Raw genomic sequence first — 15,530 nt, 5'->3', positions numbered from 1 at the left:
CTCATTCATTTTCATATCCAAAGATTAAATCCAATATCACTCTCTCTAACTTATATATTCCAATAATCAAATGTTTATCCCATAAACTTCTTTCCCTCAATCTCCCTAGCAAGTTCCTTTGTGCTTTTTAGATCTACTTTACCACTGCCAAGTATTGGAATCTTATCTACGATAAAATATTCGCTTGGCTTTTTAAGCGGGATAATATCAGATTTTTTAATACTCTCAATTGCTATGGCACAATGCTCTTGTGGGGATTCTATAAGTAATACTACTTTTTCGCCTTTTTTGCTATCTTCGAGTGCTACTGCACAAAACTTTACTTCACTTGAAATCTCTTTATGTTTAAAGACTTTTGCAATCTCTTCTTCAACGCTTGATAAGCTAATCATCTCACCGCCAATTTTTGCAAAGCGAGAATATCTGTCTGTAATATGTAAGAAACCATCAGAATCTAGATAGCCTTTATCCCCGCTTTTATACCAGCGGATTCCATGTAAATCGATAATCACTTCATTTGTTTTTTCTTCATCATTGAGATAGCCTACCATGATTTGATGTCCGCCTATAAGGATTAGTCCATGCTCTCCTAATGGCAGCTCTTCTAGCGTGTCATAATCTACGATTCTAATAGCAGTCCCAGGAAGTGGCATACCTACACTGCCCTCTTTATTTGCTCTGTGAATCTGCCAGAATGTAACATCAAATTCATCAGGTAGATTCACACTTGCAACAGGCGTGGTTTCAGTCGCACCATAGCCTTCATAAATGGGCTTATTAAACTTCATCGTGTAAGCCTCACGCACTTCTTTTTTTAGCTTTTCAGCCCCTGCCACAGTTAAACGAATGCTATCAAACATTACTCTATCAATCTTTGGATTTCTCGCATAGATTCCAAGTAGGGTAGAAGTCGCACACATGATTGTTACATTATTTTGTGCTATTGCCCTTGCGATACCTAATGCGTCTGTTGGATCAGCATGTGAGATGACAAGCATATTTTCAATAAGTGGCATAAGCGTTGTAACGGTTAAGCCAAAAGCATGGAATGGTGGCAGAGAAGACAGCATGGTCTCATCATTTCTTGCATGGATTACATCAGCGATTTGTGCGATATTACTCATAATGTTTAAATGACTAAGCATAACACCCTTTGGCACGCCCTCACTCCCGCTACTAAAGAGAATGGCACATACAGATTCTATCTTGCTTTCCTTTGCAAACAAAAGCTTTAAAAGCCAAGTAGGTGCAAGTGTGATAAAAGAAATATTGAGTATAAAGGCTACTTTTTGCTTACGAATCTGTGCGACAATATCTTCCATAAAATGCAGGGTAACACCGCTAAAATCAATCTCTATGCCTTTGTCTTTTAGCTTTTCTAAAAACTTTTTTGAAGTATAGATATGTGAGATATTAGAAGACACTATTGCGCTTTTAATCGCCTTTGGTCCGGCAGTAAAGTTGAGATTGACAACGATTTTTCCAGCCATCATACTTGAGAAATTACATAACACACTTGCTAAAGAAGCAGGCAGCATAACACCTATGCAATCATTTGGAAGAGAACAGCTATTTGTCCTTTTTGGTAGTGGCTTATAGCTTAACTCTTTCATATCTTGACTAAGCATAACACAAAGTGTAAGCAATTTACGATAAGACATACTGCCTGTTTGTGTATCAATGATAGCAATATCGCCTCCACCGCGTTTGCAAGATTCTATAAAAGCAGCAGGGATAGTTGGCGAGTTTTGACACTGATGTTCCCATGCTTTAAAACTCATCTCAAATACTTTTGCTTTAATCTTTTCTTTTTGTGTATGAAGTGGCAGGGGCATACCAAAGGCAATGCTTACACTTCTTTTTGTAAAGCTTTTTTTACGCTCTCTAAACTGCTCATTGCTACGACTAAAGATACTGCCCCACATACCGCGAATGTAAAAAGGCAGAACAACTGCAAGACTCTCATCAACACCTTGTGCGATTTTCTCAAATCCACTTTTAAATTCATTTAAATGTCCATGCCGACTAATCACACCTTCAGGGAATAAACACACAATATCTCCATTGCTTAATCTCTTTTGAATCTGCTCTATTGCCCCACGACTTCCTAAGCTAGATACAGGTATCACACCAAAGAAATCAAGGAAAAACTTAATATACCAACGAGAATAAATACTTCTCTCCATTACAAAATACACTTTCTTAGGCACAGCCATCTGCACGATAGCCCAGTCGATAAATGAGATATGATTCCCAAGCAGCAATACACCGCCTTTTTGCGGGATATTATTAAAGCCCTCTACAACGAGTCTGTATCTCTGCAATATTGCCATGCTAACTAAGATTCTAACAAGTGAGAAAGGTAATAGCTTTATCATATATAAAGTAGCGACTATTCCAAGCAAGGCACTCACATAGAAAAGCCACTCAACAGGTAGATTCTGTATGCCAAATAAAGTAGCGATAAATAGGGCTAAAAGCATGCCGATATTCTGCACGAAGTTATTTCCAGCAAGGATTGTCCCCAATTCCTTATCATTGCTATAAAACTGCATTAACGCATTTAATGGCACAACATATAATGCCCCACCTAAGCCAAAAAGAAAGAAAAGAAGTGAAATGCTAAATAGAGAGTTAAAAACGCCAAATAATAAAAGGGCAATAGACATGATACACGCACCAAGCGGTATGAGACCTGTCTCAATATAGTTTTTAGAATAGCGACCAGCAATGATTGAGCCTACAATAATGCCAAGTCCAGTGCAAGCAATAAGCATATTGACAATATCTGTATCCATGATTCTTAATACATTTTTCGCATATACAGGAAAGATATTAACAAGCAGTTGTGAGATAGTCCAAAATACTGCTATAAAAAGCACAGAGAGATAAATCATTCTATGCTTTTTCATAACTGCTAGATTCTCTTTTAAAAGCTCACCTCTTAGATATTTGTCCTTATTGAATGAAATATTAGAATCTTGTCTTATTGTCGGTAGTCTAAAGCTTAGTAAAAATTCCAAACATGCAAAGAAGCAAAGCAGTATCGCTAAAAACACCATATCTTTTATAATGAGTGAGGGATCTGTAAGTCCATCTGTATAGAATCTCTCAAAAAGGGCTGAAAAAAATATCATACCACCAAGCATTGCTACAATCGCAGTTGCTTGTATAATGCCATTTCCCCATGTAAGATTCTCTTTACCTACAAGCTCTTTTATATACCCATACTTTGCAGGGGAGTAAATGGCAGCTTGCATACCCATAAGCAGCGTCATATAAAATGCCCCCCAAAAAAAGCCTATGGAGTAAAAAAACATAAGAATACATAAAAGAATGATATTAACAAAAGCCCCAATCTTTAGAATCTTATTTTTTGAAAACTTATCACTAAGAAAACCAGCAGGGGAAAAAAGCAGAACAAAAGGCAGAATCACAAGTGCATTTGCAATGGAGTTATAAAATAAATGTTCCCCCTCACTAAATGACTTATAGATAATGCTTAGCATTAGCACCTTATGCCCTAAATCAATAAAGGCATTGATAAATGCTACAATGATAAATGGAGTAAAACCTTTGATTTTATAAATCTTATTCATATATATCCTTATATTTATGCTGAAACTCTTATTGTATAAGACTTGGGATTCTAGCAGAAGTTTTGTAGTAAAGTGGAAATTGTGGTTTGTTTTAGAGTGGTGGAAATGAGAATCTCGTTTAATTATGGTGTCTCTTTGACACTCATACAACAAAGCTAGACTCCTTACTATCAATTAAAGGACTTTTTCTTATATTTTAGATTCTCACAGCCTACCGAACTGAAATTGTATTATTTATTAACAAATCGTATATTTTGTAAAGGGATATAGCCGTCTATAAAAGTTTCTTTATTGATGGCATAGCGGACATGAGCCCATGATTTTTTGGTGTCTATAACCTGCATTTTGATACCATCTTTATTAATGGCGATTATCTTTGATTGCGTGTTTGGTGAGTGGTAGATTTTTGCTTGTTTTGTGGTTGGGGTCGCCCATTGTTTTTTATCCTTTTGTGCGATTTGTATGCTTTTCACATCATAGGGATTGTTGGTATTATAGAGTTTAATATTTGTTGGGGAGTTTAGATTTGCTGAAAATGCGTTTGGTAACTCATGCGTGTGAATCTGTCTGTATGGGACATAATCTACATTATCAATTTTATTCACTTCTATTGTGCTGCGATTTTGTGGGTTACTTGGCTTCTGTTTTGGTTCTGTCTGTGCGATTGCTTTTGTGTCTTCAAACTCTATGTTTGCATAGGTGCTAATGCGATTTAGATTTTCCGATAGGGTATTGTGGATAAAATCGACATTTGAGCTTTGCTTGATTTTTTCTAGCTCTTCTTTCATACGCACTTTTTCATCAATTTCATCATTGTTTTGTGGATTTTCTACTTGGGTAATAGTAACTACGCGTTGCTGATATTGAGTGAGAGAATCAAAAACAAAATAATATACTAAAAAACATGCACATATAATACCAAGTGGTAAAGCATATAATTTCGCATAGAATTTTAGTTTCATAGAATCTACTTTATGATAACTTGCTTTTGCCCTGTCTGTATATGTCCAATGACACTAGCTTGCATACTTTGTGCTAACTTTTGCGCGTTTTCTTTTGGCACGATAACTACCATGCCAACGCCCATATTAAATACACGCCATGCCTCTTCTTTATCAACATAGGGCAGGAAAAACTGATAAATTTCTGGAATCTCTATGGCACTTTCACTAATAATAGCCTGTGTATTTTCTGGCAAAATGCGGATAAGATTCTCTTTAATCCCCCCGCCTGTGATATGGGCTAGTCCTTTTATAGAATCTTTATGTTGCAAAAATGGTTCTACATAGATTCGAGTAGGCTCTAGTATAGAATCTATGAGTGTTTTTCCTAAAAAATCCATCTCTACATTAATCTTTTTTGTATCGATAATGCCACGCACAAGGGAAAATCCATTGCTATGGAATCCACTGCTTTTTAAGCCGAGTATCACATCACCTTCTGCTATGCTTGAACGCCTTTGTATATCATCTCTTTCTGCAATGCCTACTGCAAAACCCGCTAGGTCAAAATCACCCTTTGCATATACGCTTGGCATTTCTGCAGTTTCACCGCCTATTAAGGCACATTTTGCCTGTTTGCAACCCTCTGCAATACCACGCACAATACGCAAGGCATCTTCACTCACAAGTTTATGTGTAGCATAATAATCAAGAAAAAACATAGGCACAGCAAAATCACAAATAAGATCATTCACACACATAGCAACCAAATCAATGCCTATATTATCTAGCCTATTATGACTAAGGGCTAGACTAAGCTTTGAGCCAACGCCATCAGTCGCCGCACATAATATAGGATTTTTGTAACCTGTCGGCATGGCAAAGCAACCAGAAAAGCCACCCAAACCGCCCAAAACAAGCGGATTAAAAGTTTCTTTTACAAGTGGTTTTAATGCTTGGACGAAGCTATTGCCCTCGTCTATATCCACACCAAAGTCTTTATATTGCAGTGTTTCCATATTTTCCTCATCAGTCTTTAATCGCAGGAATTGTAACAAAAAATCACTCAAAATATGCTTTAAAACATAAAAAAATCAAAGTATTGTAATAGCATTAATTTTATTTGTGTAAAAAACACGCACAAAAGTCTATCTACTTCAGCATACATACCATATCTGCTAGGCACAAGAGAAACTACACGCAATAAAACGACACACCAGCAATATTTTTTATCTTTATTTGTCCTATCGCACACATATTTTCAAGTCGATTTACACTCTCTTTTGTGAGTAAAATTTCACAATCTACATGCGTTAAAGGTCGCCTTTTTAATAGTTCTAGAATCTCTGTTTCGCTAAGGTCTTGTTGCGTAACATTTATCGCATCATTTTTACGCGTAACAACACATACATTTAGCCCTTCATACAATGTGCTTAACTCATATAACTTTTCATTACTCACAGGATATACTCTATGGGAGCTTGGTCGATCAATGGTTGAAATATCCACGCGTTTAATATCCACTTCACGCAAAAATGCGGCATTCTCCTTATTAGATTCCATATCATCATTCATGTTTGCTACAATCAATACTTCAGCGACTAACTCACCGCCATATTGCTTAGAAAAGTCTTTAATGTCTTGTTTAATTGTAACTAAATCAAGCGTTTTACTTGGCTTATCCACGCGTTTAAAATTCTTTGTAACCGCAGAATCAAGCGAAAATTTAACAATATCAAAGTGATTGAGTGCATTTTTTTGTGCGTGGAAACGAGAGCCATTGCTTAGTATAAGGGTTTTAATGTTTGGATATTCTTTTAATAATTCTTTTACTTGTAATATGAGTTTTTCTAGGTGTGGATAAAGAGTTGGCTCTCCATTCGCAGTAAAGGTTAGCACATCAATATCGGTGTGTGTTCTCAAAGCATGCTGAATAGATTCTAAGATAATCTCTAGCGGTGCGATTTGAGTTTGTGCGTCCATTGGCTTTTTTGCCTCAAGCTCACAATATACGCAGTCAAAATTGCATTGCTTTGTGTAGGGACTTAAATCTATACCCAAACTCACACCAAAGCGTCTTGATAGAATAGGTCCAAAGACAATTTGCATGTATATCCTTTTATATTTTTATAATTATATCAGTAAAATGTAGCGGGAATCTAATAATCTTTAAGGCGTAATATGCAGGGGAATGATAATATCACTTGCATAATTTTTCAAAAGATTCTGACATAAATTAGAGTTTTGAGATCTGTTAAATAGAATCTCTAAAGCACTTGTTTGGTTAAAGCGAATACTAAGGCAGTCGTTTTGAGAATCTGGCACACCATTTTTAGCAATTTTTAGAGAATCTCCACTTACAACCCATCGCTGTGGTGATAAATGCAGGTAGTTAACAAGCCATTGTGGATTAGCATTTTGCGGCATAAACTCATTTGTAATCGCATATTCTTGTGTGCTTGAAATAATGGTTTGTATATCGCTTTGGATAGCAACACTTAGGGCATTATTACGAGAAAAGCTTATGCGTGGCAATGCAAGACTCGCTAATATGCCGATTATCACAAGCACAAATAAAAGCTCCATCATGCTAAAACCTGTGCTATATCGTATGATTTTATGTAGCTTTTTAGGATCTAGATTCCATATTAGCTTTGTATCTGTCAAGGTTTTATTAGAATCTGGTGCATTGCGACATGATAAGCTAAATGTGAATTTATGGTTTAGAGCTTTTTTCACATAGGAATAAAGAGGTTTTACTTTAAAAGCACATAGGGAATGTTTAATCTTATTAAATACACAAGATACATTGAGCCATTTTAGTTTTTTCATATCCACTTCTTACATATACTTAACTATATAGCTATAAAATGTAGATTCTATACTAGATATTTCGCTACACTCAATATGACAACTACTAGAATCTACAATCCACTCATTTATACCCCATAAGCCCACAGCTCACCTGAACGATTAAATCTAAATTATCCCCCAACCTTTTTCTTTAGATTTCTGTAATTATCACAGCCATTTTGTAGTCCTGCTTCACATGCAAGGCTATACATTTGCAAAGCTTGTCCTGCATTTTGTGTAATGCCCCTGCCCTGCTCGTATAAAACACCTAGATTATTACAGCTACTTGCTACACCGCCCATACATGCGGTATTAAAATATTGTGCCGCAAGTCCATAGTTAATCGGCGCACCCTCAAGCCCTTGTGCGTAAATATAACCAAGATTTGCACAGCCTACAATATCCCCTGCATTACATGCTACATAGTTTAAATCCGCTGGATTCATATTTGCGTTATTGATTCCATACGCGCTACTTGCATTATTGAGTAAGCCTAGATTATAGCAGCCTAGCTGACTACCTGCATCACACGCAAAGCGATAGTATTGCAAGGCTTTATTCAAATCTTTTGGCACACCCGAGCCATTTGCATACGCCCAGCCGATATTATTACACGCATCGACATCACCACCAGCACAGCCTGTCATATACATTTCTGCAGCTTTTTGCTTATTATTCCCCATATTTGGTGCTTCATCATAAATCATACCAAGATTCGCACATGCAGTTGGATCGCCACCAGCACAGCCTTTTTGATAGTATTTAATCGCCTTTTGTGTATCACTCTGCACTCCAGCCCCATACATAAACATTACACCCACACCAAAGCAGCCTGCAGGATTACCTTGATCACATGCAGTATTAAACATACTCAAAGCTTGTTTATAATCGCCCTTTCTTGCCGCCTCAACCCCTGCATTTAGTGTAGCACTTGCACTTTTTGGATCTGCCAGTGCGTTTTCTGTTGGACTATTATCTGGCTTAGGGAAATTATAGCTTGGTTGCACGATATTAATGTTATTTGGTGTATAAGGCATTGGTGGCACACGCGGTGCATAGCTTATAGCAATATCACTTGGCGGCGTTGGTGCGATTTGAATCTGATTCCCACCGCCTTCATCAAACCATGCTTGATTTTGGCTTGGCACAACACTTGGGGCTTGTGGTTTCTCTTCATCGCCATTATACACAGGTTGCCCTTGACCATAGCTTGGTATAGTTTGTGGAATCGAGGGCGTAGGATATGAAGGCACAGGATAATAGAAGTTATTGCCATAATAGTATTTCTCATAGGTTCGTGGATCATAAGGGTCATAATATCGCTCATAAGTCCTTGGATCATAAGGATCATAGCGATAGTAGCCACCATAAGGTGCATAATATTGCTGTGGATAATATCCGCCTTGCATATTGTATTGTCCGCCATAATATCTTGGATCGCGTAAGTCATAGCCGCCATTTGCAGGCACATTTGTTACAGGGCTTTTCCCCGAATTGCCCGTATTTTGCTGTGCTTTTGGTTGTGCGGCTCTTGTCTCTGCCTGCTCTTCATCAGCAGCATACACGCAAAGAGAAAAGCTAATTAAAGCGAGTAAAAATATCCTTTTTTTCATCATCATATCCTTAATCTAGCAGTTTTGTATTAAAAGCAAAATATATACCAAACAATTTATGCTTCATTATAGAGTGAATGAAGCATGGCTATACCCATAGCATTTTGGCTTGAGTTATCTAGCGAATCTGTGTTAATTGACTTCTTATGCACCGCTCTTTCAGGGTGTGGCATAAGCCCGAAGACATTGTGTTCTTTATTGCAGATTCCAGCGATTTTATCCACACTGCCATTTATATCATCAGCGTATTGCAGCAACACTTGATTATTATTATATAGTGTTTCTAAGCCTTTAGAATCTATTTGATAATTCCCCTCTGCGTGTGCTATAGGCAGCATAAATTCTTCATTTTCCCCATAGTCTTTAAGCATAGCATTATCTTTTGCTTTTACACGCAAAAGGGCATTTTTAGAGATAAATTTTAAGTCTTTATTCCGCATAAGCACGCCGGGCAAAAGCTTTGATTCACATAGAATCTGAAATCCATTGCAAATGCCAAGTACCCTACCCCCATTCTCCACATATCGCTTTAATGCTTTCATGCTTTGAGATTGAGCGGCTATTGCCCCACATCTAAGATAGTCGCCATAGCTAAACCCACCTGCAATAACGGCTAACTTCGTCTCTTTTGGCAAAGTGCTTTCTGTGTGCCATATAAGCGTATTTTCTATACCCTGTCTTGTGTAAAAGTTCGCAACATCATATTGGCAATTTGTCCCTAAAAAATGCAAAATCGCTACCATAACTACGCCCCTAGATTATGCTTCTTGCACTTTGATTGTATAATCTTGTATGATTGGATTTGCTAGAAAATCTTCACACATGTCTTTTGCTAGATTCTGTGCTTCAACCTTATCTTTTGCCTCTAAAGTGAGATAGAATCTTTTATTCATAGTGAGTTTTGATACCGCGAAATCATGCCCTTGCAATGCTTGTAAAATCGCTTTTGATTCTGGATTTAAAACACCATCTCTTGTGCTAACTTCTATGGCTATATCATAACGCATTGCTATCCTTTTTTGCAATCTAGTAAAGGCGTATTATAGAATATTTTTTATAAAGTTATTGTTTATAAAGTGAAAAACTCGCTATCCTTTTAAGTTGCGTGAGACTAAACGATTCTAGATTTGTGTCATTTTGGGCTTTTGTAAAAAGTGAAACATCTTTATTTGAATCTATTTTTAGATTAATCTTTACTTAGATTTCATATTAGATATTTCGCTTCGCTCAATATGACAAGCTGTTTTGTGGAATCTAGATTCTCAATCGCTTGGGGTAGGTGTAGGGTGCAAAATTTATAAATTCTACACCCCATCTTGTAACAATCTCTTCAAAAATACAGAAAAGATTCTCTCTAATTGTTCTATATCTTGCAAAGACACCCTTTCATCTACTGCGTGGATTCTATCATTGCATAAGCCAAGCTCTACCACTTCTACGCCATATTCACTCAAAAATCTTGCATCACTTGTGCCACCACTTGTGCTAAGATCTGCTTGTATTTGTGCTACTTCATGGATAGAATCTTGTAAAAGCGTGATTAAAACACTATCTTTTGTATGAAAGCTTTTTGAGCTTTGTTTTAGCTCTAGCGTGTAAGGCAGTCCATTCAATACAGAATCTACATGCGATTTCACACTCTCTAAAGTCGTCATTGTGGAGTTTCTCACATTAAACATAATGACTAAATCATTGGGCGTTACATTCACCGCTTCAATGCCGCCTCTTATATCCGTTATCACAAGCTTTGATGCGCTAAATACGCAATCTCCACTATCAAGATTTACCCCCGCTAAAAGCCCTAGCTTACTGCCGAGTAACTCCACTGGATTGATACACTTTTCAGGATAGGCGACATGCCCCTGCTTCCCTAGAATCTTAATCACACCATTAATAGACCCTCGTCTGCCAACCTTTATCGTATCCCCCGCAAACTTCGTGCTTGTAGGCTCTGCGACAATGGCGTATGTAGGTAGCATGCCCTTTTCTTTTAGGATTTCTAGCATGTATTGTGTGCCATAGATCCCTTCACCCTCTTCATCACTTGTTAAAAGCACAGAAAAAATCATTTGAGTTTCATTCTCACTTATAAAATCTTGCAATGCCTTGATAAAACAGGCAATACCACCTTTCATATCCTGCGTGCCACGACCATAGATATAGCCATCATGTATTGTAGGGGTAAATGGCGGATAACTCCACTCACCTTTATTTTGTTCGCTATCTTGTGTGTCGTGTATATCCTTTGGCACAACTGCCCCGCCACCGGGCTTTACCACATCAATATGCCCTGCAAAGCAAAAATGCTTTAGTCTATCCCATGCACTCTTTTCATCATATCCCTTTGGAATCTTATAAAACAACACATTTTTTACACCACCTTTTTCAATATATAAAGCTTGAAATGAAGGTAAAAGTGTCTGTATATACTCATAGATTCCATGCTCTAGCGGCGTGATTGTAGGATATTGTATAAGTTTTTTTAGAATCTCTAATGCCATGTTTTACTCCATTATAAATTTGACTGATTCCAAACCTTGTGCTAAATCTTGCCTAGATTCTAACACATATTCAAAGCCATTCTGGGTTTTAATCAAAACAAAATTTTGCATTAGAATCTAAAACCCCATTTTGCACCCACCTTAAAGGTATAGAATCTAAACTTTTGTATGTTTAGAACTATCTGCTTAAGTCATGCGAGAAATCTAACGCGGTTGAATGGCGCTATTATCTGCCCTATTTGATTCTAAAAATTCAATTAAACGCAAGGCACATTCCATATAGCTTTTGCTTGTCCTGCTATCAGGCTCAAAGAAGCTAATAGGCTTACCGCTATCACTTGCTGCTACAATGCTTGGCTCTAATGGAATCTTAGCTACAACTTCTGTATGAAACTCTTGTGCTAACATATCGCTATTACCCTTTCCAAAAATCTCATAGGTTTTATTACAATCAGGGCATATAAAACCACTCATATTTTCAATGATTCCAAAAATTGGGATATTGCATTTTGCAAACATATCAAGCGCACGGAATCCATCATCAATGGCTACCATTTGCGGTGTCGTTACATTTATACCCGCACCAACAGGCACACTTTGAGCTAGTGTAAGCTGTGCATCACCCGTTCCCGGTGGCATATCAACGACCATAATGTCAAGCTCTCCCCACTCCACATCTTGCAGCAACTGCGTAATGATACGCATAACCACAGGTCCTCTCCATATAAAGCTCTGCCCTTTACCATAGATAGATTCTATACTTATCATTTTGACACCATACTGCTCTAAAGGTAAAAGCTTCTTACCATCTTGGCTAGTCTTTGGCTCAACGCCATCTAGTCCAAACATACGCGGGACATTTGGTCCATAAATATCAGCATCAAGTAAGCCTACTTTTTTACCGCTTTTTGCGAGTGAAATGGCGAGATTCACACTTGTTGTTGATTTACCAACACCGCCTTTACCGCTGCTTACCATTACAAAATGCTTGATTGATGGGGCTAGATTCTTAGGGGATTGCTCTGTTTGTGCTTTTTGTATATTTGGCGTTACAATCTCTATGTCGATATTTGCTAGTGGAAGGGATTTTGTCTTTTCTAGAATCTCTTCTTTGACTTTTTTAATGACTTCTTCATTGCTTGATGGGATATTTACCTTAAGATAGCATACATTATTGTTTATCTCTATCTTACTTACAAAGCCAAAGGTTACAATGTCTTTCTCAAAGTTTGGGTAAATTACTTGTTTTAATGCGTCTTCGACCATTTTTTTCATATTTTTCCTTTATATTGTGTTATGTGTGAAATTATAGCGTATTTGATAGAAGTTCATAGATTCTAAAACATTTAAATGCGTATGATATAATGTCGCCTTTTATTTTTAGAATCTAGCAGGGAGATTATTATGGGTAGAGCGTTTGAATATCGTAGAGCTGCAAAAGAAAAGCGATGGGGCAAAATGAGTAAAATCTTTCCAAAGCTTGCGACAGCAATCACAATCGCCGCAAAAGAGGGCGGACTAGACCCAGAAATGAATGCAAAATTACGCACGGCTATCGCTAATGCAAAGGCACAAAACATGCCAAAAGATAATATCGATGCGGCAATCAAGCGTGCAAGTGGCAAGGACGGACATTTTGAGGAAGTAAGCTACGAGGGCAAAGCCGCAAATGGTGTGCTTATATTTATAGAATGTGCGACTGATAATCCAACAAGAACGGTCGCAAACATAAAAAGCTATTTCAACAAAACGCCAAATGCAAGCTTGCTTACAAATGGGGCGATTGACTTTATGTTTGAGAGAAAGGGCGAGTTTCAAATCACTTTAAATGATGATAATGTTGATGAAGTAGAGTTAGCACTCATCGACTGCGGACTTGATTTATTAGAAAAAAATGAAGAAGAAAATAGCTATACAGCATATTCTAAATATGAAGATTTTGGGACATTAGCACTTGGTTTAGAGAATCTAAATATTGAAGTAAAGTCCGCAAAACTTGTAAGAATCCCAACAAGCCCCATAACCCTTACAGAAGAGCAAATGCAAGAACTTGATAAACTGCTCGATAAAATCGAAGATGATGATGATGTGCAAGCGGTTTATACAAACCTTGCGTAAGGTTTTTTAATGCGATTAGCCTAGAAAAAGGCATGTATTTATATAATGCTATAAGCTTTTACAATAGACCCACAAGGCTATGTTATTTTTAAATAGAGAATAGGAATAATTTTGTGTTATAAATACGGAGTTGCAAGATTATGGGGATATACATTTATATAGATTGATTATTTACCTTACAACACAAAATTGTCTCTCAAAAAGAGACAATATGGACTTGTATCAATAGTTACTGATAAGCCAAAATTGCTTTTAGCTTTTAATATACACACCTTACTCGTTTTTCATATTACTTTGCGATATGTTACTTTGCAAGCGAAAAGATTCTAAAAGATTTAATGCTTTTTTGCTTTGTAAATGCTCTCTTGCTAAATGAAATCCAGCTTCAATGCTATCAGCATAGCCATAGATATAAAGACTTGCACCTGCATTTAGAGCGACTAAATCTGCTTTTTTACTTGCTTTACCGCTTAGTATATCAAGTGTGATTTCTGCATTCATAGCGACATCGCCACCGCGTAATTCTGCGTGATTGGCGAGTTCTATACCTAGCTTTTGCGGTGAGAAAATATAAGTGTGAATCTCTCCATCTTTTAGCTCACTAACTTGTGTTGCTGCACAAAGACTTATCTCATCAATACCATCTAGCCCATGCACGACCATTGCCCTTTCAACGCCTAGAATCTTTAGGGCATTTGCAAGAAGTTCTGTATAATCTTTGCTAAACACACCTATAAGCTGATGTGTGGGTCGCAATGGATTACTTAAAGGACCAAGTAAGTTAAAAAAGCTTTTAAAGCCTAGCTCTTTACGCACACCTTGCACATGTTTTAGGGCGTTATGGATATTTGGTGCAAAAAGGAAAGTAATGCCAAGATTCTCATAACATGCCTTGCAAGTCTGCATATCCATATTGATATTAATGCCTAGATTTGTGAGTAAGTCTGCACTCCCACTTTTACTTGTAATACCGCGATTGCCATGCTTTGCGACTTTTAAGCCCATACTTGCTAACAATAGGGCAGTTGTCGTTGAAACATTAAAAGTTTTTCTCGCACTCCCACCCGTGCCGACAATATCAATGCGTTTAGAATCTTGTATTTCAAAATGCTTTGCCTTTGATATGAGAAGACTTGCAAATGCCGCAAGTTCTTCCCCGCTTGGTCCTTTGTGATAAAAGCTTGTGATAAGGCTGCCAAGTTGTGCTGGTGTGAGATCGTTTTCTGCGATACACTCCATTAAATCATAGCTTTCTACAAAGCTTAGATTCTCTAAATGGGCTAATTTTTGCAGGTAAAGCTTTATAGGTATGCTTCGCCTTTTGTAGTGAATGAAGTTTAGAATCATCTTTTCGCCATATTGTGTGCCAATAGATTCTGGGTGAAATTGTAAGCCAAAAAGTGGATATTGCTTGTGTGTTACCGCCATAACTTCGCCATCATCACTCACAGCATTAATGTGAAAGCAATCTGGTATTTGCTCTCTTTTAGCGACTAAAGAGTGATAGCGAGTGATTTGGACATGCTGGGGGATATTTGTAAAGATTCCATCTTCTGTGTGTGTGAGTGGAGATACCTTGCCATGCACTATATTTTTTGCATTGACAATAGGCACATCAAAGGCATACAAAATGGCTTCATGTCCAAGACAGATACCAAGAATAGGATATTCACCTTTTAACTGCGTAATAATATCAAGGCAGATTCTAGAATCTTTAGGGCTATTAGGTCCCGGTCCTAGTATGATATGTGTGGGTTTTAACATGCGGATTGTTTCAATATCAATAGCATCGTTGCGTTTCACAATGACACTAAAGCCTAGCTTTGCTACAAGCTGATAGATATTATATGTAAAAGAATCATAATTATCAATTAAAAGTATCACTCTATGCTCCATTAGAATAAA

12 protein-coding genes are annotated in these 15,530 nt (G+C 37.3%); 1 reads left to right on the top strand and 11 read right to left on the bottom strand.

Annotated features, from left to right (window positions below; translation table 11 throughout):
* Positions 1-74: 74 nt before the first annotated feature.
* The 10 genes from XJ32_RS05025 to XJ32_RS04980 all read right to left on the bottom strand — a co-directional run bounded on the left by XJ32_RS05025 (position 75) and on the right by XJ32_RS04980 (position 12,782).
* Positions 75-3,605, bottom strand: a complete 3,531-nt coding sequence (locus XJ32_RS05025; RefSeq protein ID WP_437339617.1) for an acyl-[ACP]--phospholipid O-acyltransferase — start codon at positions 3,603-3,605, stop codon at positions 75-77.
* Between the two features lie 224 nt (positions 3,606-3,829).
* A complete protein-coding gene (locus tag XJ32_RS05020) occupies positions 3,830-4,561 on the bottom strand; it encodes an SH3 domain-containing protein (protein ID WP_077388555.1) in 732 nt (243 codons plus the stop codon).
* A gap of 5 nt (positions 4,562-4,566) precedes the next feature.
* Positions 4,567-5,559: a phosphoribosylformylglycinamidine cyclo-ligase gene (purM, locus tag XJ32_RS05015; protein ID WP_077388554.1), complete on the bottom strand. Its 993-nt coding sequence runs from the start codon at positions 5,557-5,559 to the stop codon at positions 4,567-4,569.
* A gap of 175 nt (positions 5,560-5,734) precedes the next feature.
* Entirely contained in the window at positions 5,735-6,649 is a 915-nt protein-coding gene (locus XJ32_RS05010) for a radical SAM protein (protein ID WP_077388553.1), read from the bottom strand.
* A 60-nt stretch (positions 6,650-6,709) separates the two neighbouring features.
* Positions 6,710-7,372, bottom strand: a complete 663-nt coding sequence (locus XJ32_RS05005) for a type II secretion system protein (protein ID WP_077388552.1) — start codon at positions 7,370-7,372, stop codon at positions 6,710-6,712.
* 152 nt (positions 7,373-7,524) lie between these two features.
* Entirely contained in the window at positions 7,525-9,012 is a 1,488-nt protein-coding gene (locus tag XJ32_RS05000; RefSeq protein ID WP_254422495.1) for a tetratricopeptide repeat protein, read from the bottom strand.
* 50 nt (positions 9,013-9,062) lie between these two features.
* Positions 9,063-9,749 carry a phosphoribosylformylglycinamidine synthase subunit PurQ gene (gene purQ / locus XJ32_RS04995; RefSeq protein WP_077388550.1) on the bottom strand — a complete coding sequence of 229 codons (687 nt, stop codon included), beginning with the start codon at positions 9,747-9,749 and terminating at the stop codon, positions 9,063-9,065.
* Between the two features lie 15 nt (positions 9,750-9,764).
* Entirely contained in the window at positions 9,765-10,013 is a 249-nt protein-coding gene (purS, locus tag XJ32_RS04990) for a phosphoribosylformylglycinamidine synthase subunit PurS (RefSeq protein WP_005216732.1), read from the bottom strand.
* A 297-nt stretch (positions 10,014-10,310) separates the two neighbouring features.
* Positions 10,311-11,507, bottom strand: a complete 1,197-nt coding sequence (gene dapE, locus XJ32_RS04985) for a succinyl-diaminopimelate desuccinylase (RefSeq protein WP_077388549.1) — start codon at positions 11,505-11,507, stop codon at positions 10,311-10,313.
* A gap of 204 nt (positions 11,508-11,711) precedes the next feature.
* Complete coding sequence (locus XJ32_RS04980) at positions 11,712-12,782, bottom strand: Mrp/NBP35 family ATP-binding protein (RefSeq protein ID WP_077388548.1); 1,071 nt, start codon at positions 12,780-12,782, stop codon at positions 11,712-11,714.
* A gap of 129 nt (positions 12,783-12,911) precedes the next feature.
* Between XJ32_RS04980 and XJ32_RS04975 the strand changes: the two genes are divergently transcribed.
* A complete protein-coding gene (locus XJ32_RS04975) occupies positions 12,912-13,625 on the top strand; it encodes a YebC/PmpR family DNA-binding transcriptional regulator (RefSeq protein ID WP_077388547.1) in 714 nt (237 codons plus the stop codon).
* A 273-nt stretch (positions 13,626-13,898) separates the two neighbouring features.
* Here XJ32_RS04975 and XJ32_RS04970 read toward each other — a convergent pair whose 3' ends face one another.
* The gene (locus tag XJ32_RS04970) at positions 13,899-15,509 is read right to left on the bottom strand and encodes a bifunctional anthranilate synthase component II/anthranilate phosphoribosyltransferase (RefSeq protein WP_077388546.1); all 1,611 of its coding nucleotides are present in this window, start codon (positions 15,507-15,509) and stop codon (positions 13,899-13,901) included.
* Between the last annotated feature and the right edge of the window lie 21 nt (positions 15,510-15,530).

The sequence above is a fragment of the Helicobacter bilis genome, from assembly GCF_001999985.1.
GTDB lineage: Bacteria > Campylobacterota > Campylobacteria > Campylobacterales > Helicobacteraceae > Helicobacter_A > Helicobacter_A rappini.
Note: the sequence above shows the minus strand (reverse complement) of the source record. Positions and strands in the feature narration are given on the sequence as shown.

Coding starts and splice junctions, on each gene's coding strand:
- XJ32_RS05020 (WP_077388555.1), bottom strand. CDS start 4,561: ATGAAACTAAAATTCTATGCGAAATTATATGCTTTACCACTTGGTATT.
- purM (WP_077388554.1), bottom strand. CDS start 5,559: ATGGAAACACTGCAATATAAAGACTTTGGTGTGGATATAGACGAGGGC.
- XJ32_RS05010 (WP_077388553.1), bottom strand. CDS start 6,649: ATGCAAATTGTCTTTGGACCTATTCTATCAAGACGCTTTGGTGTGAGT.
- XJ32_RS05005 (WP_077388552.1), bottom strand. CDS start 7,372: ATGAAAAAACTAAAATGGCTCAATGTATCTTGTGTATTTAATAAGATT.
- XJ32_RS05000 (WP_254422495.1), bottom strand. CDS start 9,012: ATGATGATGAAAAAAAGGATATTTTTACTCGCTTTAATTAGCTTTTCT.
- purQ (WP_077388550.1), bottom strand. CDS start 9,749: ATGGTAGCGATTTTGCATTTTTTAGGGACAAATTGCCAATATGATGTT.
- purS (WP_005216732.1), bottom strand. CDS start 10,013: ATGCGTTATGATATAGCCATAGAAGTTAGCACAAGAGATGGTGTTTTA.
- dapE (WP_077388549.1), bottom strand. CDS start 11,507: ATGGCATTAGAGATTCTAAAAAAACTTATACAATATCCTACAATCACG.
- XJ32_RS04980 (WP_077388548.1), bottom strand. CDS start 12,782: ATGAAAAAAATGGTCGAAGACGCATTAAAACAAGTAATTTACCCAAAC.
- XJ32_RS04975 (WP_077388547.1), top strand. CDS start 12,912: ATGGGTAGAGCGTTTGAATATCGTAGAGCTGCAAAAGAAAAGCGATGG.